This window comes from Streptomyces sp. NPDC001890 (assembly GCF_042891445.1).
Taxonomy (GTDB): Bacteria; Actinomycetota; Actinomycetes; order Streptomycetales; family Streptomycetaceae; genus Streptomyces.
This window is the reverse complement of sequence record NZ_JBIATE010000029.1, coordinates 59285-80100: the sequence shown is the minus strand read 5'-3', so window position 1 is coordinate 80100 and position 20816 is coordinate 59285. Positions and strand designations below refer to the sequence as shown.

Sequence of the window (20816 nt, the reverse complement as noted above, 5' to 3'; positions counted from 1 at the left end):
CGGGCCCCCCCCCTGGCCGGGGGGGCGGGGCCGGGGCGGGGGGGTCCCCCCCGGGGGGGCCCCGGGGGGGGGGGGCCCCCGGGGGGGGGGGGCGGGGGGGCCGGCGCGGGGGGGGGGCGCCCCCCCCCGGTCGGTACTCGCTCGGTGCGGGGGTACGGAAACCCGTTCGGTACGGGGTACGGAAACTGGCTCGGTACGGGGGTACGGAGCCGGCTCAGTACGGGTCGTACGGATCGCTTTCGTCGATGTCGCGGTCGCTGCCTCCGATGCCGGTACGCGATCCGGTGCAGGACTGCGTCGGATCGGCCGGGTTCCGCTCCAGGATGTCGCGGGCCCGTGCCTCGCCCCAGCTGGTGGCGTACCAGGGGGCGTCGTCGGAGCGCAGTGCCCGTTCGATGTCCAGGAGCGCGCAGGAGCGCAGTGGTTCGGGCAGTGTGTCCAGGGCCGGTACGGCGTCGGCCGAGAGGTCCTTGAGGTAGTCGATGTCGATCGAGTGGTCGTCGCGGTAGCGCTGGACGTTCTGCTCCGCGATCAGCCCGTCGGGTGAGATCAGTCCGAACCCGAGGACGGCGACGGCCGCGCTCGCTGCCACGGCGCGCGGCAGCAGGCGGGCACCGAACACCCCGGCGGCCATGATCAGAACCAGCACCACGCCCAGCCAGAGTTCCACGGCGGCCACGGAGATCCGCAGCCGTGTCAGGCCGTACGCGTCGACGTAGAGGTCCATCCGCCGCAGCGCGGAGGCCACGACGATCAGGGTGAGCAGGCACAGCGCGCCGAGCACGGTCCGGACGAGAGTGCGGTCGCCGCTCTTTCCGCGAGGGGCCCAGCGCAGGGCGAGCGCGATCACCAGCAGCGTGAGGACCGTGGCCCAGAGAAGCTGCCAGAAGCCCTGCCGGGCGTACTCGGAGTAGCTGAGATCGGTCTCGGCCATCACCTTGTCGTATCCGCCGAGCAGCACGGCGAGCTGGACGGCGATGAAGACGGCGAACAGCAGGTCCAGCACGATGAGCGGCAGGGCCCACTCCAGTCGCCCGCGGGCCTTCCCCGGACGGACGGTGAGCCCGTCCCAGCGGATCGGAGCGGCCGCGGCGTACGCGGCGGCGAGCGCGCCGACCAGCCCGACCAGGAAGAGGAGGAACCGCCACGGGGTGCCGACGAGCGACACGTCGGGCATCAGATCGCCGAGCACATCGGCGAAGGCGGCATCGGCGCTCGCGAACAGTGCCCCGAACACGATGAGCAGCACGACAGCTACCGCGACGCTGCGCAGAACGACCCCCAGCCGGCCCCGGGAACCCGCCGTCAGCGCGCGGACGCCCCGACCGCCCCAGGCCAGGCCGTCCGCGATGGCGCTGAACAGACCCAGCGAGCCCAGGAACACCCCGAGCCAGCTGCGGCTGCCGTGCAACGCGAGCGAGCCCAGCGCGATGGCCGACACGACAGCCAGGAAGACGGGCCAGCCGGCGTCCCGCAGCGCCGGGACGGCGAGGAGCGCCAGTCCGCCGACCGCCCAGAAGGCCGTCCACGGGCGGAGGCGGCGACCGGCCGTACGGGCGGCGAAGTAGGCCCCGAGCGCCGCGGGGACCGCGACGATCAGCGCGTTCGGGCCGAGACCGTCGCCCAGCAGCAGGGCGCTCAGCACCGCCGTGACGACGACGGAGCAGAGCGTCGCGCCGCGAATGGCGGCGGGCGCCGCCGGGCGCAGTTTCGACAGCGTGGGGACCTGTTGGGAGCCGGCCTGCCGCCATGGGTCGGGGGGGTACGGTTGCCCGCCCCGCTGTGCGTAGACGGGCACTTTCGGTGGCTCGGGAGCAGTGCTCCGGGGCTCGGGCAGCGGAGCCTTCGACCATGCGGTCGGCTCGGACGTCGCGGCCTGCCCCGACAGCTCGGACGGCTCGGGTTCGTCTGCCGGCCGGGGTGTTCGTGATGTGTGATCGGACATGGGACCCCTCCCCCACCGAGGTCCGCGCACACCGCCCGCACGGCAGCGGCTGGGGCACCCCGGCGTCTCATTTTCGGCGCACGCCCGTCTGGATGATCATCAACGGCGGCGTGGCCGAAAGAGTAGCTTCCGCTCGCTGTTCCGAACCGTGCGGGGAGGAGCTGTGGCAGTACCGTGACAGTCCGGTGGTGGAGGGCGGCGCCCGGCTCGTCGGTGGTTCAGGAGCCGCTGTCCCGTCGCGGAAGCCAGTCCGGCAGCTCCTCCGTGCGTGCCGTCCAGTCGGCCGGTGGCGCGCCTGCCTTGCCCGCCGCGACGACCCCGCCGACGATCGCGCAGGTCGTGTCGACGTCGCCGCCCGCCTGGGCGGTCACCCAGAATGCCTGCTCGAAATCGCCGAGGTTCCGCGCCGCCGACCAGAGCGCGAACGGAACGGTGTCATGTGCACTGGTACGCCGGCCGTTGCCGAGGACCGCCGCGACCGTCCCGGCGTCCGAGTAGTCCAGCATGTCGCGTGCCCGGCGCAGCCCGGCTCCGACGGCGCTGCGCGGTACGAGCGCGATCACGCCGTCGAGCAGTTCCTCCGGGGTGGGCGGCCCGGTCGTCGCCGCGGCCAGCGACGCCGCGGCTGCGACGGCCATCGCGCCCACGACCGCCTCACGGTGCTGATGGGTGGTGTACGAGGAGATCTCGGCCTGGTGGGTGGCCTGCTCCGGATCGTCCGCGTACCAGGCGCCGAGCGGCGCGATGCGCATCGCCGAGCCATTGCCCCAGGACCCCTGGCCCTGGAACAGCGCGGACGCCAGCTCCCGCCAGTCACCGCCTTCCCGGACCAGCCTGAGCAGCCGGTTCACGGCGGGGCCGTAGCCACGGTCGAAGTCATGGTGGTCGGCGAAGGAATGGGCGAGCGCGTCCTGATCGATCCGCTCGTGCTCCACCAGCACGGCCAGCACCGAACACGCCATCTCGGTGTCGTCCGTCCACTGCCAGGAGCCGGAGGGAAGTTCGCGCCGCTTCAGCAGCGGATAGTTGACAGGCACAAAGAACTGGGAGCCCAGTGCGTCTCCCACGGAGAGCCCGCGCAGGCTGGCCAGTGCGCGCAGGGCTTGTTGGCCGGAAGCAGAGTCAGCGGTTGTCATCGCTCTTCCACTCTATCCGGTGATGCCGTACGGCTCAGGGATACGCCAGCGCGCGAACGGCCGGTCAAGGGTGTAGCGCCCGTCCGCCCCGAGCATCAGCATGCGGGTCTCCCCGTTGCCCGGATTGGACAGTGACTCGAACTCGGCGACCGACCAGTGGAACCACCGCATGCAGAACAAACGCATGGTCAGCCCGTGCGTGACCAGCAGGACGTTCTCCGGATGGTCGGGAGCTTCGAAACTCCGGTGCAGGCTCTCCAGGAAAGCCCCGACCCGGTCGTACACGTCGGCGCCGGACTCCCCCTGCGCGAAGCGGTAGAAGAAGTGGCCGTACGCGTCCCGGTACGCCTTCTGGAGGCGCACGTCGTCACGGTCCTGCCAGTTTCCCCAGTCCTGCTCGCGCAGCCGCGGCTCCTCGCGCACCCGCACGTTCTCCAGGGTCAGGCCGAGGGACCTGAAGGTCTCGTGGGTGCGGCGGTAGGGCGAGACGTACACGCTGACCCGCTCGTCGCCGAACAGCTCACGCAGCCGCACGCCCGTCTCCCTGGACTGCCTCAGCCCTGTCGCGGTGAGCCTCAGCGCATGGTCCGGCTCGCGCTCGTACACCGTGTCGTCGGCGTTGCCCTCGGACTCCCCGTGCCGGACGAGGACAATGCGTTGCGGTCGTGCCATGTACCGACCCTAGATCGACCGCGGCTCGTTCGAGCAGTCGTCCGGACTCCGGCCGGTGGATGTCGCCGGTGAAGCGGTGGCGCGGCAGCCGGCCGGCGCCGGTCCCGTCAGGCCGCTCGCCGAGACACAACAGGCGCACCAGCCAGGCCGGTCGCACCGGTCACATCACTCACGTCACATCACTCACGCCGGTCACACCGTCCACGACGGCTCCAACTGCACGACGTCTCCCGCCACTTCCGCCACGTCGTCCTCGATCTGCGTGCGTTGCGACAGCCGCTCTATGCTCCCCGCACGGTACTTGCCACGCTCGGCGCTCGACTGCCACATGGACAGCACGAGGAACTCCTGGCCCGGCGCTTCCCCGAACACCCCTCGCAACATGCCGGGTGATCCGGCCATCGCCGGATTCCACACCCGCTCCTGCATCAGGGCGAAGTGCTCCACCCGGTCCTCGCGCACCTTGCTGTGCGCCACTCGGACCACATCCGCATCGGTGAAGCGCGGTTCGAAGCCCGTCTTCACATCGAAGCGGTGCTCGAACAGCTTGACCTGGAGGCCGCTGTACGTACCGGACTGCGCGGCAGCCAGGCCGTCGTGCGCGCGCGCCATGAACGAGTCGTAGAAGACGCGGTTCTCCCAGAAGGCGAAGATGTGCGCCACGTCCGGACGCTCGCGGCTCCACCCGCCGCCCTGCCCGACGAACCCGGGCACACCCGGCAGCTCCGCCCACTGCCGCTGCCCCCGTTCAAAACCTCGACGGTCCACCACGGTGCAACGAATCCACTTGACCAGCACCGCGCCATCGTACGGTGCCCGGCGCGGCGCGAGTCACGCTCTGACGGAGACGGGTGGAGTGCGCCCGGAGCAACCGCCGTTGATCGCGGAACGCGCCCCGTCGTCCCGCTGCACACCGACCCGCTGTTCGCCCGGCCCGACGACCCGACTGGTCCCCGTACCCCCGTGCCCGATGGCCCGATTCCATCGCCGAAATCCAAGCCGGTTGGATCCACGGTCGGTTACGGACATGATCGGGTGATGCGAACGGCCCGACGGCCCAGCGGAAAGCCAGGGAGGCAAGTCCGATGAGCACGCCCAACAAGGACATCGAGAAGGTCGAGGTCAGAATCAAATGGGATCCCAGCCCTCATGGTGCCCCGCCCCATGACCTCGACATAATCGCGGCGACCTACCTCGCCGAAGCGCCGTACGGCAGCCCTGCCTACCTCGTGCACTTCGACAGCCGGTCGCCGGACGGCACCATCATCCTCAACCGTGACAGCAGGACCGGGCAGGGCTTCGGCTTCGACGAGGTGATGACGCTGGAGCTGAACCGGCTGTCCGCCTCGTACTCGCGGGTCCTCGTCGGGGTGGCCATCCAGCAGCGCGACGGCCACAAGACCTTCGCCGAGATAGCGAACACCGCGGTTCAGGTCCGGGAAGGCTACGCGAGCCTGGCGGAGGACGACTTCTCCGCGGTCGGCGCGGCGACCGCGGCGACCGTGGCCGAGTTCGTCCGGGGCGCCTCCGGGGTCTGGGAGTTCCACGGTACGGTCCGGGGCTTCGACGGCGACCCCGATTCGTTCGCCGCGACGATGGGAAACCGTACGCCCGGCGCGTGAGGCTTCGCGGTGCGTGGGACCTCGCGGGTACGTGCGGGCGCACGACCGCCTCGGGCCTCGCGCGGTCGTGTCGCAACGTCCGCGCGAGGCCCGCCGGTCAGGAGCCGACGTACTCCGCGAGGTGCTCGCCGGTGAGGGTGGAGCGGGCGGCCACGAGGTCGGCGGGGGTGCCCTCGAAGACGATCCGGCCGCCGTCGTGACCGGCGCCGGGGCCCAGGTCGATGATCCAGTCGGCGTGCGCCATGACCGCCTGGTGGTGCTCGACGACGATGACCGACTTCCCGGAGTCGACGAGCCGGTCCAGCAGACCGAGCAGTTGCTCGACGTCGGCGAGGTGGAGGCCGGTGGTCGGCTCGTCCAGGACGTACACACCGCCCTTGTCGGCCATGTGCGTCGCCAGCTTCAGGCGCTGACGCTCACCGCCGGACAGCGTGGTGAGCGGCTGGCCGAGGCTGAGGTAGCCGAGGCCGACATCGGCGAGCCGCTCCAGGATCCTGTGCGCGGCCGGTGTGCGCGCCTCGCCGGCACCGAAGAACTCCTCCGCCTCGGTCACCGACATCGCGAGCACCTCGCTGATGTCGCGGCCACCGAAGCGGTGGTCGAGCACCGAGGCCTGGAACCGCTTCCCCTCGCACTCCTCGCAGGTGGTCGCGACGCCCGCCATCATCGCCAGATCGGTGTAGATCACACCGGCGCCGTTGCACGTCGGGCAGGCACCCTCGGAGTTGGGGCTGAACAGCGCCGGCTTCACACCGTTGGCCTTCGCGAACGCCTTGCGGATCGGGTCGAGCAGCCCGGTGTACGTCGCCGGGTTGCTCCGCCGCGAACCGCGGATGGCGCCCTGGTCGACCGAGACCACGTCCGCGCCCGCGGGAACCGACCCGTGCACCAGCGAGCTCTTGCCGGAGCCCGCGACGCCGGTGACGACGGTCAGCACGCCGAGCGGGATGTCGACGTCGACGCCCTGCAGGTTGTGCGCACTCGCGCCCCGGATCTCCAGCGCGCCGGTGGGCTCGCGCACCGTCTGCTTGACGGCCGCCCGGTCGTCGAGGTGGCGGCCGGTGATGGTGTCGCCGGCGCGCAGCCCTTCCACGGTGCCCTCGAAGCAGACGGTGCCGCCCGCCGTGCCGGCCCCGGGGCCGAGGTCGACGACGTGGTCGGCGATCGCGATCGTCTGCGGCTTGTGCTCCACGACGAGCACCGTGTTGCCCTTGTCCCGCAGTCGCAGCAGGAGGTCGTTCATCCGCTGGATGTCATGGGGGTGCAGGCCGATGGTGGGCTCGTCGAAGACATAGGTGACATCGGTGAGCGCGGAGCCGAGGTGACGGATCATCTTGACGCGCTGCGCCTCGCCGCCCGACAGCGTGCCCGACGGCCGGTCGAGCGCGAGGTAGCCGAGGCCGATCTCCACGAACGAGTCGAGGGTCCGCTGCAGCGCCGCGAGCAGCGGGGCCACCGACGGATCGTCGAGGCCGCGCACCCACTCGGCCAGGTCGCTGATCTGCATCGCGCAGGCGTCGGCGATGCTCAGCTTCCCGATCTTCGACGACCGGGCCTCGGCACTGAGCCGGCTGCCTTCGCAGTCGGGGCAGGTGGTGAAGGTGACCGCACGCTCCACGAACTCCCGGATGTGCGGCTGCAACGCCTCCTTGTCCTTGGACAGGAACGACTTCTGGATCTTGGGGATCAGTCCCTCGTAGGTGAGGTTGACCCCCTCGACCTTCACCTTGGTCGGCTCCCGGTAGAGGAAGTCCTGCATCTCCTTCTTGGTGAACCTGCGGATCGGCTTGTCCGGGTCCAGGAGCCCGGACTCGGCGTAGACCCGCACGGTCCAGAAGCTGTCCGACTTCCAGCCGGGGATGGTGAACGCGCCCTCGGAGAGCGACTTGGAGTCGTCGTAGAGCTGGGTGAGGTCGATGTCCGAGACCGTGCCCCGGCCCTCGCAGCGCGTGCACATGCCGCCGGTGCGGGTGAAGGTCCGCTTGACGGTTTTGGTCCGGTCGGCGCCGCGGTCCACCTTGAACGCGCCGCTCGCCTGGACCGAGGCGACGTTGAAGGAGAACGCCTGGGGCGAGCCGATGTACGGCTTGCCCAGCCGGCTGAAGAGGATGCGCAGCATCGCGTTGGCATCGGTGGCGGTGCCGACCGTGGAGCGGGGGTCGGCACCGAGGCGCTGCTGGTCGACGGTGATCACGGTGGTGAGACCGTCGAGCACATCGACCTCGGGCCGTGCGAGGGTCGGCATGAAGCCCTGTACGAAGGCGCTGTACGTCTCGTTGATCAGCCGCTGCGACTCCGCGGCGATGGTGCCGAACACCAGCGAGCTCTTGCCCGAACCGGAGACTCCGGTGAACACCGTCAGCCGGCGCTTCGGGATCTCGATGCTGACGTCCTTGAGGTTGTTCACCCGCGCGCCGTGCACGCGGATCATGTCGTGGCTGTCGGCGGCGTGCGGCGCAGGCGACTGCGGGTCCGTCCTCTTGGCCATGCTCATCGTGTCTCCATCTGTCGGGCGGAGCCGCCGTCGCGGTCTCCGACTGCGTCGCCTGGCTCGATATCGGCGGTGCGTCATCTGGTGAAGCCGGGTGAAGCCAGGTGGAACCGGATCTCTCCGGTTTCGTCAGCTGCTTCCCGCGGCGGCTCGTGCGCGGGTCCTGGCTGCGGCAGCCGGACGGTTCAGCGCACCTCGTTGATGCGGATGAGGTTGCCCGCGGGGTCGCGGAAGGCGCAGTCGCGGATCCCGTACGGCTGCTCGGTCGGCTCCTGGACGACCTCGGCGCCGCCGGCCTGCAGCCGGTCGAAGGCGGAGTCGAGGTCGGGGGTGGCGAGAGTGATGATGGCGTACGTGCCCTTGGCCATCATCTCGGTGATGGTACGGCGCTCGTCCTCGGTGATGCCCGGGTCGGTGGCCGGCGGGTGCAGGACGATCGACGTGCCGGGCTGACCGGTGGGGCCGACCGTGATCCAGCGCATTCCGCCGAACCCGACGTCGTTGCGGATCTCGAAGCCCAGGGTGTCGCGGTAGAAGGCCAGCGAGGCATCCGGGTCGTCGTGCGGAAGGAAGGCCGTGTGAATCGTGAGGTCCATGGACGTCACGCTAATCCTGGCCCTGGGGCCGCGCTTCTCGATTCCTGATCGGTCTGGTCACCTGCTTCGCGACACAGGACGGCAGGCCCGCGGTGGCCCGCGCGGCCTCGCGGCGGTAGGCGCTGGGCGGCATGCCGACCAGCTCGGTGAAGCGTGTGCTGAAGGTGCCCAGTGACGAGCAACCGACCGTGAAGCAGACCTCGGTGACGCTGAGATCACCGCGCCGCAGCAGCGCCATCGCCCGCTCGATGCGCCGCGTCATCAGGTAGCCGTACGGAGATTCGCCGTATGCCTGCCGGAACGCACGGCTCAGATGCCCCGCCGACATGTGCACGCCACGGGCGAGCGCCTCGACGTCCAGCGGCTGGTCGAACTCCCGGTCCATCCGGTCACGGACGCGACGCAAACGCGCAAGGTCGTTCAGCCGCTGTGCCTCGTCGGGTCTGCTGGTCATCTGCGAGATGGTGCCACACCGCCGTCGTCGCCGCACTCGGTCCGGTCCGTGCCCGAAGCGCGCTCGCGCGGGACACGCCGGGAGGGCGCCGACCAGAAGTCGACGCCCTCCCCAGCTGTGGTTCAGCCGCCCGGACACACCGTGCGGGGCGGTGTGTCCGGCGCGGTCGCGCGGCCGGTCAGCTGCAACCGCTGGTCGAGCCGCAGCCCTCGCAGATGTAGCAGGATCCGGCGCGCTGCATCTTCGTACCGCAGGAGAAGCAGAGCGGCGCGTCCGCGCTGATGCCGAGCTGCATCTCGACGAGCTCCGCCGAGGTGTGCGCGGTCCTCGGGGCGGGCTTCTCCGCCTCCTGCACCGGGGCCACCGCCTTCAGCGGCTCCGTCCGCACCGGGGCGGACTGGGCCAGGGTCTCGATGTCCAGTTCCTCGTCATCGATGGAGGGCTCGTACGAACCCGTGTCGAGGTGGCGCTGACGCTCCTCGGCCGAGTGGATGCCGAGTGCCGAGCGGGTCTCGAACGGCAGGAAGTCCAGCGCGAGGCGGCGGAAGATGTAGTCGACGATCGACTGCGCCATCCGCACGTCCGGGTCGTCCGTCATGCCGGCCGGCTCGAAGCGCATGTTGGTGAACTTCGAGACGTACGTCTCCAGCGGGACGCCGTACTGCAGACCGACCGAGACGGCGATGGAGAAGGCGTCCATCATGCCGGCGAGGGTGGAGCCCTGCTTGGACATCTTCAGGAAGACCTCGCCGAGACCGTCGTCCGGGTAGGAGTTGGCGGTCATGTAGCCCTCGGCGCCGCCCACCGTGAAGGAGGTGGTGATGCCGGGACGGCCCTTGGGGAGGCGCTTGCGGACCGGGCGGTACTCGACGACCTTCTCGACCGCGGTACGGATGGTCTCCTCGGCCTTGGCGGTGACCGCCTCCTTCTCCTTCTCCTTGGTCTTCGCGGAGAGGGGCTGGCCGACCTTGCAGTTGTCGCGGTAGATCGCGAGCGCCTTGACGCCCATCTTCCACGCCTCGAAGTAGACCTCTTCGACGTCCTCGACGGTGGCCGTCTCCGGCAGGTTCACCGTCTTGGAGAGCGCGCCGGAGATCCAGGGCTGGATCGCGGCCATCATGCGCACGTGACCCATCGCGGAGATGGAACGCTCACCCATCGCGCAGTCGAAGACCTCGTAGTGCTCGGTCTTCAGGCCGGGGGCGTCGATCACATTGCCGTGCTCGGCGATGTGGGCGACGATCGCCTCGATCTGCTCCTCCTGGTAGCCCAGGCGGCGCAGGGCCTGCGGGACGGTGCCGTTGACGATCTGCATCGAGCCGCCGCCGACCAGCTTCTTGAACTTGACCAGGGCGAGGTCGGGCTCCAGGCCGGTGGTGTCGCAGGACATCGCGAGACCGATGGTGCCGGTGGGTGCGATGACCGAGGCCTGCGCGTTGCGGAAACCGTTCTTCGCGCCGAGCCGGATCACGTCCTGCCAGGCCTCCGTCGCGGCGGCCCAGATCGGGTTGTCCAGGTCGTCCATGTGGACGGCCGCGGCGTTGGCGTCGGCGTGCTGCTTCATGACGCGCTGGTGCGGCTCGGCGTTGCGGGCGTAGCCGTCGTACGGGCCGACGACCGCGGCGAGCTCGGCGGAGCGCCTGTACGAGGTGCCGGTCATCAGCGAGGTGATGGCACCGGCGAGGGCGCGGCCGCCGTCGCTGTCGTAGGCGTGGCCGGTCGCCATCAGCAGGGCGCCGAGGTTGGCGTAACCGATGCCGAGCTGGCGGAAGGCGCGGGTGTTCTCGCCGATCTTCTGGGTCGGGAAGTCCGCGAAGCAGATGGAGATGTCCATCGCGGTGATGACCAGCTCGACGACCTTGGCGAAGCGCTCGGACTCGAAGGACTGGTTGCCCTTGCCGTCGTCCTTGAGGAACTTCATCAGGTTCAGCGAGGCGAGGTTGCACGAGGTGTTGTCCAGGTGCATGTACTCGGAGCACGGGTTCGAGCCGTTGATCCGGCCGGACTCCGGGCAGGTGTGCCAGGCGTTGATGGTGTCGTCGTACTGGATGCCCGGGTCGGCGCAGGCCCAGGCCGCCTCGGCCATCTTGCGGAAGAGGGACTTGGCCTCGACCTCTTCGATGACGTCACCGGTCATCCGGGCACGCAGCCCGAACTTGCCGCCGGACTCGACGGCCTTCATGAACTCGTCGTTCACGCGGACCGAGTTGTTGGCGTTCTGGTACTGGACGGACGTGATGTCGTCGCCGCCCAGGTCCATGTCGAAGCCCGCGTCGCGCAGGGCGCGGATCTTCTCCTCCTCCTTCACCTTGGTCTCGATGAAGTTCTCGATGTCGGGGTGGTCGACGTCGAGGATGACCATCTTGGCCGCGCGCCGGGTGGCGCCACCGGACTTGATCGTTCCGGCGGAGGCGTCGGCACCGCGCATGAAGGAGACCGGACCGGAGGCGTTGCCGCCGGAGGAGAGCAGCTCCTTGGAGGAGCGGATACGGGAGAGGTTCAGGCCGGCGCCGGAGCCGCCCTTGAAGATCATGCCCTCTTCCTTGTACCAGTCGAGGATCGACTCCATGGAGTCGTCGACGGCCAGGATGAAGCAGGCGGAGACCTGCTGCGGCTGGGGCGTTCCGACGTTGAACCAGACCGGCGAGTTGAAGCTGAAGATCTGGTGCAGGAGGGCGTACGCCAGCTCGTGCTCGAAGATCTCGGCGTCCGCGGGGGAGGCGAAGTAGCCGTGGTCCTCACCGGCCTTGCGGTACGTCTTCACGATCCGGTCGATCAGCTGACGCAGACCGGTCTCGCGCTGCGGGGTGCCGACGGCCCCGCGGAAGTACTTGCTGGTGACGATGTTGACCGCGTTCACCGACCAGAAGTCGGGGAACTCGACGCCACGCTGCTCGAAGTTGATCGAGCCGTCGCGCCAGTTGGTCATGACGACGTCACGGCGCTCCCACGCCACCTCGTCGTACGGATGTACGCCGGGGGTGGTGTGGATGCGCTCGATACGCAGACCCTTGCTCGACTTGGCTCCCTTGGCGCGGGAACCTCGTGCCGGGCCGCTCGCCGTCTCTGTCATGCCGCCTCCCATATGTGGGCAAAAACGCCCTGAAGTGCCCAGAACTTCCCGGGGCACAGTCTGTCTCTGATGCCTCGGACGCCACGCAGAGCGCCCGGAGCAGGTCTATGAAGCCGCCCGGCCGCCGATCCACGGAACCGTGTCGGTCGGCCGGTGCCGATCAGTCGGCGGCGACGGCGGGAACGGGGACCTCAAGGATCTCGCCCCTCCCGCGTTCTTCCACGCGAGGCCGCCGCTCACGGAGTTCCGCGATGGCGGCCTCGAAGTCTTCGAGTGTGTCGAACGCCCGGTACACGGACGCGAAGCGCAGGTACGCGACGAGGTCGAGTTCCTGCAGGGGGCCGAGGATCGCCAGGCCCACGTCGTGAGTGGTCAGCTCGGCACTGCCGGTGGCGCGCACCGCCTCCTCGACCCGCTGGCCGAGCTTGGCGAGGGCGTCCTCGGTGACCGGCCGCCCCTGGCACGCCTTGCGCACACCGGAGATGACCTTGGTGCGGCTGAAGGGTTCGGTCACGCCGCTGCGCTTCACCACCATCAGCGAACAGGTCTCCACCGTCGTGAAACGGCGGGAGCAGTCGGGGCACTGGCGGCGGCGTCGGATCGACGTGCCGTCGTCGGTGGTGCGACTGTCGACGACCCGGCTGTCGGGGTGCCTGCAGAAGGGGCAGTGCATGGCTCCCAACCCTCCTTCACAGCACGACTGAATAGCCTCTCCAGGGCCCGCCGGGGCCCCTCGAAGCTGTCACAAGCATAGGCGATGGCCACACCCCCGGCGGACCAGGGACCACAACTTCTGGGTGGCTGAAACAATCCAACCACTAGATCTTGGGTTTGAGTGCGCATTCGGCCCTACCGCGTGTCGCGCATCACGAGCGACCGGCAGGCAGCGTACGGCCGTGTACGAGGTTACGGGAACGGTCCGGCCGCCAGGATTACGGGGCCCCGACTGTCGGACTCGAACAACGGCCCGACGGACACCCCGCACGACGCTGCCGCACCGACGGCCACTACGGTGAAAAACCGAATTGCGGTCCGATCCGGACCCCCCTGGCCGTCCCAGTCATCGCACATACACCCGGCAGAGAACACGCGGCAGACTTTTATTCGTTTTTCACTCGAACGTGTGTTTGGCGCAACCTTTCGAAAGCTACTACCGTTGTCCAGCTAGGGAGACCATTCGAGAGGGGCCGACGTGACCACCACCGCTGACAGTGCCACCATCACTGCCCAGGACCGCTCCCAGAGCCGATTCGAGCCGGTGCATGCCATGAATGACTCAGTCACGAACATGGAGGGGCCGGAGCCGCGCCCAGCGCGCTCATTGCCCGGCCGACCTCCTGGAATCCGGGCGGACAGCTCGGGGCTCACGGACCGGCAGCGGCGGGTGATCGAGGTGATCCGGGATTCCGTGCAGCGGCGTGGATATCCGCCCTCGATGCGGGAGATCGGTCAGGCGGTGGGCCTGTCCAGCACGTCCTCCGTCGCCCATCAGCTGATGGCCCTGGAGCGGAAGGGCTTCCTGCGCCGCGACCCGCACCGCCCGCGGGCGTACGAGGTCCGTGGTTCGGACCAGCCCAGTTCGCAGCCCACCGACACGACCGGCAAGCCCGCGGCGTCGTACGTGCCGCTGGTCGGCCGGATCGCCGCCGGTGGCCCGATCCTCGCCGAGGAGTCGGTCGAGGACGTCTTCCCGCTCCCCCGCCAGCTCGTCGGTGACGGCGAGCTGTTCGTGCTCAAGGTCGTCGGTGACTCGATGATCGAGGCGGCGATCTGCGACGGCGACTGGGTCACCGTGCGCCGCCAGCCCGTCGCGGAGAACGGCGACATCGTGGCGGCCATGCTGGACGGCGAGGCCACGGTCAAGCGCTTCAAGCGGGAGGACGGCCATGTCTGGCTGCTCCCGCACAACTCCGCGTACCAGCCGATCCCGGGCGACGAGGCGACCATCCTCGGCAAGGTGGTGGCGGTGCTGCGGCGGGTATGAAATCCGCCGGTTCCGACCGGGCCCCGGGATCCACTGCGCCGATCCCGGGGTCTTGCTTGTGCCGCCGGGCATCCGAGGTGGAGCCGGGCGCCCGAAGCGGACTACTTGCCGTCGGCCTTGGCCGCCGCGTCGATCGCCGCGAGTGAGCGGCGCGCCTGGTTCCGGTCGGTGGTGTACCAGAAGTCGGGCAGCGAGGCGCGCAGATAGCTGCCGTACCGGGCATTGGCCAGGCGCGGATCGAGTACGGCGACCACGCCCTTGTCGCCCGTGGCCCGGACCAGCCGGCCCGCTCCCTGGGCCATCAGCAGCGCGGCATGCGTCGCCGCGACGGCCATGAACCCATTGCCGCCCGCCTCCTCGACCGCCTTCTGGCGCGCGCTCATCAGCGGATCGTCGGGGCGCGGGAACGGAATCCGGTCCATGATCACCAGCTGGCAGCTGGGGCCCGGCACATCGACGCCCTGCCAGAGCGAGAGCGTGCCGAAGAGACAGGTCTCGGGATCGGCGGCGAAGTTCTTGATCAGCTCGCCCAGCGTCTCCTCGCCCTGCAGAAGGATCGGCTTGTCCAGCCTGCCGCGCAGCTCCTCCGCGGCGGCCTGGGCCGCCCGCATCGAGGAGAACAACCCGAGAGTGCGCCCGCCCGCCGCCTCCACCAGCTCGGCGAGCTCGTCCAGCATGTCGGTGCGGGAACTCTCCCGCCCCGGCGTGGCCAGATGCCTGGCGACGTACAGGATGCCCTGCTTCGGGTAGTCGAACGGCGAGCCGACGTCGAGCCCCTTCCACTGCGGAAGGTCGTCGCCCGCGGTGCCTTCGGGAGCCAGGCCGAGCGAGGCCCCCACCCCGTTGAAATCCCCGCCGAGCTTGAGCGTGGCCGAGGTCAGGACGACAGAACGCTCAGTGAAGAGCTTCTCCCGCAGCAGCCCCGAGACGGAGAGCGGTGCGACCCGCAGGGAGGCGCCGAAGCGGTCATGGCGCTCGTACCAGACGACGTCGTACTCGGAGCCCTGGGTGATCCGCTCGGCGACGCCGTGGATCGTCTCCACCGAAGCCAGGGCCTGCTTGCGGACCGCGTCCTCGTCCTGCACGGACTTGTCGCGCGTGGCGCCGAGGGCCGAGATCACGGTGCGCGCGGCGTCGCGCAGCGCCAGCAGTGCGTAGCCGAGGTCCTCGGGGACCTCTTCCAGGCGGCCGGGGAGCGCCAGCTCCATGACCCGCTCGAAACCTTCCGAGGCGGTCTGCAGCGCGTCGGCGGCCTTCTCGTTGACCAGCTTCGCCGCTCGGCGCACCGCGCGGTTGACCTGCCCGGGGGTGAGCTCGCCGGTGGCCACACCGGTGACCCTGGAGACCAGCTCATGGGCCTCGTCGACGATCAGCACCTCGTGCTGCGGGAGCACCGGCGCACCCTCGATGGCGTCGATGGCGAGCAGCGCGTGATTGGTGACGACGACATCGGCGAGCTTGGCCCGCTCACGGGCGAGCTCGGCGAAGCACTCCGCGCCGTACGCGCACTTGCTGGCGCCCAGGCATTCGCGGGAGGAGACGGAGACCTGTGCCCAGGCACGGTCGGAGACTCCGGGCGTGAGGTCGTCGCGGTCACCGGACTCGGTGTCGTCCGACCAGTCCCGCAGCCGCAGCAGGTCCTGACCGAGCTTGCTCGACGGGGCGGCGGCCTCGAACTGATCGAAGAGCCCCTCCTCCTCGTCCTGCGGCACGCCTTCGTGGAGCCGGTGCAGACAGAGGTAGTTGGACCGCCCCTTGAGCATGGCGAAAGCGGGGCGCCGGCGCAGCAGCGGATGCAGTGCGTCGACCGTGCGCGGAAGATCGCGCTCCACGAGCTGGCGCTGGAGCGCCAGCGTCGCCGTCGCCACCACGACCCGCTCCCCGTGCGCCAGCGCGGGCACCAGGTAGCCGAGGGACTTGCCCGTGCCGGTGCCGGCCTGGACGAGCAGATGGGAATTGTCGTCGACGGCCGCTGCGACGGCCTCGGCCATGGCGGCCTGACCAGGTCGTTCCGTACCGCCGACGGCGGTCACGGCGGCGTGCAGGAGCTCGGGGAGGGATGGCTTCGTCATAGCCCGACCAGCGTACGGGGCGTCACTGACAACAGGGTCACTCCCGGACACCGGCGGCGGGATGGAGCGGGTTGGGAACGGTCCCGTGCTTGGCCGCGTGCGGGCGCTTGGGGCGGTCCCGGTATCCGTCGACGTGCAGGCGGTTGCGGTTCAGACAGAGGCGTTCGATGCGTGGTGTCAGCAGGTCGAACATCTCGAACCGCTCCTTGAGCTCGGGAAAGCGGGCGTGGTGGCGCAGGATCTCGGCCCGGACGAGTGACCAGAAATCGGCCTCCGGAACCCCCAGCTGTTCCTCGCACAGCGGGGAGAGGAAGCGGAACACCCCGATGAACAGTCCGGAGTGGATGAACTGGGTGAGGAAGGAGGGTTCCTCGGTGAGCAGGATCCGGCGGACGTCCTCGGGCATCGACTCGTGCTCTGGCAGCGGGCGGGCGCTGATGTTCACGTCGTCGACGAAGTCCTTGATCGCCAGGCGCACCGGTACGTCCTGGCCGTCGAAGACCACGATGGCGTTCTCGCCGTGCGGGGAGAAGACCGTGCCGTACCGGTAGAGGAAGTGCAGCAGCGGCGGCAGCAGCGCGGCGAAGAGGTGCGTCAGCCAGACGGTGGGGGTCAGCCCGGAGCGGGCGACGAGCTCGGCCGTGAAGGCGCGGCCCCGCGGATCCGTGTGGAGCAGCGAGGCGAGGGTCCGGGCCCGCTCCCCGGGCGCGAGTCGCGGCTGAACGGGTTCGCGCCAGATCGCGCCGAGGATCTCCTTGAACTGGTACGGGGCCTCGGGGAGGTGGTCGTAGAGCGGGTGCTCGACGGTCACCGAGGCCACTTCGCCGAGCAGGATGACCCGGCAGGTGTCGCGCAGGAAGGCGTCCTGGTCGCGCAGGCCGTGGACCCAGGCGGTGACGGCGGGGGCCGCGAGGGTGCGCTCGGTGGGCAGTCCGCGCCAGACCAACGTGTTGAGGATCGACAGGGGCAGCTTGACGGTGTGCCGGTCGGGGCGGGCCACGTTGCTGAAGGTGCGGATGGACTGCTGCGGCAGTCTGAGGTCCGTGTCGGGGTGGAGCGCGACGATGTCACCGGCGGCGATGGCGGGGGCGAAGACCGGAACGATCCATTCGTCCCACTGCCAGGGATGCACGGGAAGGAGGAGGTAGCTGTCGGGATCGAGGCCGCGGGCACGGAGCGCGGCGGCGAAGGAGTCGCGGACCGGGGGGTCGAGCTCCTGTGCGTACAGCCGCTCCGGGCCGGCCAGGGCGGCCACTCCGCGGTAGGCGGCGATCCTCGTGGAGACCGCGATCCACGGCAGCGTGAGGGGCCTGCGGGCCTCGGGGGTGTGGCGGGCGGCGTCGGCGGCGGAGAACCCCAGGCGGCCCTTGTTGGCGACGAGCCAGGGGTGGCCGGTCTGGTGGCCTTCCAGCTCGGCGTAGTCGAGCTCGGCGAGGCGGGCGGCGGGGAGCGCGGTGTGGTCGAGCCGGGCGTCGGCGGCCAGGGTGGTGGTGATCTCCCGGATGAGGTGTCCGAGGGTGGCGCCGTCGATGTCGAGGAGGCGGCGGGCGCGGACGAGGAACTGGAGCGGATCGCGGAAGGGCACCGCCCCGGCACTCGCCCCGGTGGTCAGGCCGCCGTCGCGCCCTGCGCAGTCCGGCGTCCCGGGGGCGCTCCCCGGCACTTCCAGAATCGAGTCCGGAGCGACGCGCCAGCTTCCGTACACACCCCGCCGGGCACGGAAGACGAGGGTCGTCCCGTCGTCGAGTGCGAGGGTGTACGCATCGTCCCCGTCGGCCTGCGCGACCGGTTCGATGACTTCCTCGTAGGCGAATTGGCCGAGCATCTTCGCGAGCAGTCGGGCGGCGGCTCCGTCCCAGACCGTCCGGTTCAGTTCTGGCGTACTGAGCAGCTCGGGCGACTCCGCTGAATCATGGCTCGCGGGATATTTCGGCACGGGGACTCCTCGGGACGGAACCGATGGGGTTCGAGCGGGGTGAATGAGGCAGCGGTTCGTTCACAGTTGGGCACGATGGATTCGTTCGCGGACCATCAGGGCGGCCCTTTTTTCGGGAAGTTCGAGTTCTGCGGAGAAGCGGAAGCCGGCGCTCAGGAAGGCCGAGACGGACGGGGTGTTGCGCAGATCGGGCTCGGCGACCACACGCGCGCACCGGGGGCGGTTGTCGAGCACGAGGTCGGCGACGGCCCGCAGCAGGGTGGTGCCGACGCCGTGTCCGCGGTGGTGCACACCGCCGATGAGCAGGTGGATTCCGGTGTCCTGCGGACGGGCGGGGTAGTGGCGTGCCAGCGGGTCGAGATCGGCCCGGTAGATCTCCCAGTAGCTCATGGGAATGCCTGCCAGCACGCCGAGGCAGGGGACGCTGCGCCCGTCGCCCTCCAGCTGGGGGCGCAGATGGGCGGCCGTGACGGCCTCCGGTCCGGCGAGCTCCCAGAAGGCCGCGACGGCCGGGTCGTTCATCCAGCGGGTCAGCACGGCGAGATCGCGTTCGAGCCGTACGGGGACGAGTTGGAAGACTCCGGCCGGGGTGGTGACCGGCCGCCAGTCGGCCGGGTGGTCGAGCAGTTCGGAGGCGGCCGCCCTGCTGACGGCCGGGCGGGCGCGCAACGCCGAGCCCGCGCCGCCCGGGACGGACGGCGCGGGAGACGAGGGTGACGCGGGCGCGCCGGGCGGCAGGTGCGGTGCCTCGGTGTCCGGGGGGTCCTCCCCGAACAGCGCGAGGATTTCTTCGGAGAGCTCCAGGTCCAGGGTGTCCTCGGCACCTGTGTCGGCCTGCGGGGCAGGGCCGGTCCCGGCGTCGGTGTGCGCATCGGCGGGAGCCACGGTGTCGCTCTCCTCTCGGCGGTTCAGGCGGTAATCATGTTCCTTCAGGCACACAGGGGGTTGGCAATGGTCACGTAGACGGACTGGGTGTCGACGGGGCCGACCAGTTCGTCCAGGCCGTGCATCCGGGTCAGCAGGTTGGCCTTGCACCGCAGGTGGGTCATTTCCAGCAGGTGCGTGGGGAGCGGGGATCCCATGGCGGCGGCCGGGCCGAGGAAGCGGCGGAAGGCCGCGAGGAGTACGCGTTCGTCGGCGAGGTGCTGGGCGCCGAACGCCCCGATCAGGCCGAACACGTTGTTGATGCCGAGGTAGTAGGCGAAGCGTTCATCGGTGACCGCGTCGGAGACGAAGGTGTCGCTGACCGATCCGATGCCGGCGAGCCGGTGCTCCAGCGCCGCCCGGTGGGACTCGCGGAAGTAGTAGCCCTGGTTGTCGCGGTACCGGCCGCCGACGGGCCAGCCCTCGGGGTCGAGCAGCACCAGGGTGTTCTGCTGGTGGGCTTCGAGGGCGACGCCCGCGTGCGCGTCGAGCCAGAGCACGGGGGCCACGACGCGGTCCAGATAGCGCAGGAACCACTCGGCGGCGACCGCGCCCACGGTCCGTCCGGTGGCGGCGGCCAGCGAGAGGACGATCCGGGCGAGGCGCGAGTGCATGCCCGTCCTGCCCGGCCACGGGCGGGGGGAGGTCAGGGCCGCGATGCAGACCGCGTCGTCGAGCGGCCCGAACGGATTGTGGCGGAGCATCACGTCGAGTCCCTGGACGGGTTCGCCGTCCGGGCCGTCGACGGCGAGCCAGGCGGGGTCGCGGACGATGTCGAAGCCGGGATGGGCGGCGTGCCACTGGGTGGCGAGCCCGCTGCGGAGCAGCCGGTGGACCTCGACTCCGCGGTGGAGTTCCTTGCGGAGGTTCTCGCGGCGGGAGTTGGTGATGCGGACGCCGAGGGAGAGCTTGAGCATCACCTCGGCGCCGGGCCGGTGCACGGTGCGGACGGAGGAGGTGGGGTACCAGCGTTCGCCGTGCGGTCCGAGGTCGTGGAGGAGTCCGGCGTCGAGCAGGGCGGCCACTTCGGGACGGTGGCGGAGTTCGCGGGCCTGCCAGGGGTGGAGCGGAATCGGTGCGGTGTGGTCGGGGAGGTCCAGTCCCTGGGCGTGGGCGGTGATCAGCTCGGTGGCCGGCACCGGGCGGCCTCCGTCGGTCCAGGCGGAGTCGGTGGCCAGGACGGACCGGTCGACAGCCATCCAGTTCAGTGCGAAGGAGCCGTGCGATTCGGGCGAGTAGAGGCGCGATTCGGCGTCGGAGAGCCCTTCGCGGCTCTTGGGGGTGGGGTGCTGCGGGTGGCCGAGCAGAAGCGACTGCTCCGCGGTGAGGAAGAGGTCCGCTTCGGCCGGGGCGTGGGGGGCGTGGCGCCGCTCGGCGATGAATCCGGCGGTACGGCGTACCGAATCGGCGACCCGGGCCACCATGTCGGCCCCCTCGTCGCGGCCGGCCTCGCGGCCCAGCAGCGCGGCGATCGTGACGGCGTCGGCGGGCGGTGCTCCTTCGGGTGCCCCCTCCAGGACGGGCGCGCCGAAGCGGTGCCAGCCCGTGGCCGACCAGTACAGGACGGGGACGAGCAGGGCCGTGCCGCTGGCGGGGAGGGGGATGCGGAGTGTGCGCCCGTCCGGCCCGGACAGACCGGTTTCCCGGACCCAGCAGCGCAGCAGGTTCTCCGTACCCGCCGTGTCGGCGGCCCGCAGCGGGTCCGGGTGGTCGAGCGGGTCTGCCGCCGCCCTGCCGGTGGCCGAGAACTTCGGGGTGCGGCGCTCGTCGTGCGGTGCCGTCATCTGGCGCGGCACGGTGGACTGTTCGACGACGAGCGGGCCGGCGAGCTGCTGGGTGGGGGACGAGCCGTCAGCCTGGGGCGTGGGGGTGGGGGTGGGGTTCACGGCGGTCTTTCTTGTGAAGGTGTCC

General features: G+C 70.3%; 15 protein-coding genes. 2 read left to right on the top strand and 13 right to left on the bottom strand.

Annotation, left to right across the window (positions count from 1 at the left end; all coding sequences use genetic code 11):
• Positions 1-214: 214 nt before the first annotated feature.
• From ACFYY1_RS37030 to ACFYY1_RS37015, 4 genes are all read right to left on the bottom strand, one after another.
• Complete coding sequence (locus tag ACFYY1_RS37030) at positions 215-1945, bottom strand: DUF4153 domain-containing protein (RefSeq protein WP_388593552.1); 1731 nt, start codon at positions 1943-1945, stop codon at positions 215-217.
• 218 nt (positions 1946-2163) lie between these two features.
• A complete protein-coding gene (locus tag ACFYY1_RS37025; RefSeq protein ID WP_388593550.1) occupies positions 2164-3081 on the bottom strand; it encodes an ADP-ribosylglycohydrolase family protein in 918 nt (305 codons plus the stop codon).
• 12 nt (positions 3082-3093) lie between these two features.
• Positions 3094-3753, bottom strand: coding sequence for a histidine phosphatase family protein (locus tag ACFYY1_RS37020; RefSeq protein WP_388593547.1), 660 nt, complete (start codon positions 3751-3753; stop codon positions 3094-3096).
• Positions 3754-3945: 192 nt separating this feature from the next.
• Entirely contained in the window at positions 3946-4551 is a 606-nt protein-coding gene (locus ACFYY1_RS37015; protein WP_388593545.1) for a YdbC family protein, read from the bottom strand.
• 287 nt (positions 4552-4838) lie between these two features.
• Here ACFYY1_RS37015 and ACFYY1_RS37010 point away from each other — a divergent pair, with 287 nt between their 5' ends.
• A complete protein-coding gene (locus ACFYY1_RS37010; protein WP_388593543.1) occupies positions 4839-5375 on the top strand; it encodes a TerD family protein in 537 nt (178 codons plus the stop codon).
• Between the two features lie 97 nt (positions 5376-5472).
• On the opposite strand, the gene ACFYY1_RS37005 is transcribed toward ACFYY1_RS37010, so the two are convergent.
• The 5 genes from ACFYY1_RS37005 to nrdR form a co-directional block, all read right to left on the bottom strand.
• Positions 5473-7869 carry an ATP-binding cassette domain-containing protein gene (locus ACFYY1_RS37005; RefSeq protein WP_388593541.1) on the bottom strand — a complete coding sequence of 799 codons (2397 nt, stop codon included), beginning with the start codon at positions 7867-7869 and terminating at the stop codon, positions 5473-5475.
• Positions 7870-8051: 182 nt separating this feature from the next.
• Positions 8052-8462, bottom strand: coding sequence for a VOC family protein (locus ACFYY1_RS37000; RefSeq protein WP_388593538.1), 411 nt, complete (start codon positions 8460-8462; stop codon positions 8052-8054).
• 10 nt (positions 8463-8472) lie between these two features.
• A complete protein-coding gene (locus ACFYY1_RS36995; RefSeq protein ID WP_388593535.1) occupies positions 8473-8916 on the bottom strand; it encodes a helix-turn-helix transcriptional regulator in 444 nt (147 codons plus the stop codon).
• A gap of 178 nt (positions 8917-9094) precedes the next feature.
• Complete coding sequence (locus tag ACFYY1_RS36990) at positions 9095-11989, bottom strand: vitamin B12-dependent ribonucleotide reductase (protein ID WP_388593533.1); 2895 nt, start codon at positions 11987-11989, stop codon at positions 9095-9097.
• A gap of 160 nt (positions 11990-12149) precedes the next feature.
• Positions 12150-12662, bottom strand: a complete 513-nt coding sequence (nrdR, locus tag ACFYY1_RS36985) for a transcriptional regulator NrdR (protein WP_351262443.1) — start codon at positions 12660-12662, stop codon at positions 12150-12152.
• 519 nt (positions 12663-13181) lie between these two features.
• Here nrdR and lexA point away from each other — a divergent pair.
• On the top strand, positions 13182-13973 hold the full coding sequence (gene lexA / locus ACFYY1_RS36980) for a transcriptional repressor LexA (RefSeq protein WP_266729304.1): 792 nt from the start codon (positions 13182-13184) through the stop codon (positions 13971-13973).
• Between the two features lie 101 nt (positions 13974-14074).
• Here the strand turns inward: lexA and ACFYY1_RS36975 are convergent, their stop codons facing one another.
• From ACFYY1_RS36975 to ACFYY1_RS36960, 4 genes are read right to left on the bottom strand one after another with little or no spacing between them, the layout of a single operon-like run.
• Positions 14075-16045 (bottom strand): ATP-dependent DNA helicase, encoded by a 1971-nt coding sequence (locus ACFYY1_RS36975; RefSeq protein ID WP_388593531.1) that lies wholly within the window; start codon positions 16043-16045, stop codon positions 14075-14077.
• A 37-nt stretch (positions 16046-16082) separates the two neighbouring features.
• Positions 16083-17981, bottom strand: coding sequence for an IucA/IucC family protein (locus tag ACFYY1_RS36970; protein WP_388593530.1), 1899 nt, complete (start codon positions 17979-17981; stop codon positions 16083-16085).
• Positions 17982-18041: 60 nt separating this feature from the next.
• Positions 18042-18866, bottom strand: a complete 825-nt coding sequence (locus tag ACFYY1_RS36965) for a GNAT family N-acetyltransferase (protein WP_388593528.1) — start codon at positions 18864-18866, stop codon at positions 18042-18044.
• A gap of 44 nt (positions 18867-18910) precedes the next feature.
• Positions 18911-20791, bottom strand: a complete 1881-nt coding sequence (locus ACFYY1_RS36960) for an IucA/IucC family protein (RefSeq protein WP_388593526.1) — start codon at positions 20789-20791, stop codon at positions 18911-18913.
• Positions 20792-20816: the final 25 nt, after the last annotated feature.

Bases quoted from the DNA above. Each gene is read 5' to 3' on its own strand.
- nrdR (WP_351262443.1), bottom strand. From the start codon at position 12,662: ATGCACTGCCCCTTCTGCAGGCACCCCGACAGCCGGGTCGTCGACAGT.
- ACFYY1_RS37010 (WP_388593543.1), top strand. From the start codon at position 4,839: ATGAGCACGCCCAACAAGGACATCGAGAAGGTCGAGGTCAGAATCAAA.
- ACFYY1_RS36990 (WP_388593533.1), bottom strand. From the start codon at position 11,989: ATGACAGAGACGGCGAGCGGCCCGGCACGAGGTTCCCGCGCCAAGGGA.
- ACFYY1_RS37025 (WP_388593550.1), bottom strand. From the start codon at position 3,081: ATGACAACCGCTGACTCTGCTTCCGGCCAACAAGCCCTGCGCGCACTG.
- ACFYY1_RS36975 (WP_388593531.1), bottom strand. From the start codon at position 16,045: ATGACGAAGCCATCCCTCCCCGAGCTCCTGCACGCCGCCGTGACCGCC.
- ACFYY1_RS37020 (WP_388593547.1), bottom strand. From the start codon at position 3,753: ATGGCACGACCGCAACGCATTGTCCTCGTCCGGCACGGGGAGTCCGAG.
- ACFYY1_RS37000 (WP_388593538.1), bottom strand. From the start codon at position 8,462: ATGGACCTCACGATTCACACGGCCTTCCTTCCGCACGACGACCCGGAT.
- ACFYY1_RS37005 (WP_388593541.1), bottom strand. From the start codon at position 7,869: ATGAGCATGGCCAAGAGGACGGACCCGCAGTCGCCTGCGCCGCACGCC.
- ACFYY1_RS36995 (WP_388593535.1), bottom strand. From the start codon at position 8,916: ATGACCAGCAGACCCGACGAGGCACAGCGGCTGAACGACCTTGCGCGT.
- ACFYY1_RS37030 (WP_388593552.1), bottom strand. From the start codon at position 1,945: ATGTCCGATCACACATCACGAACACCCCGGCCGGCAGACGAACCCGAG.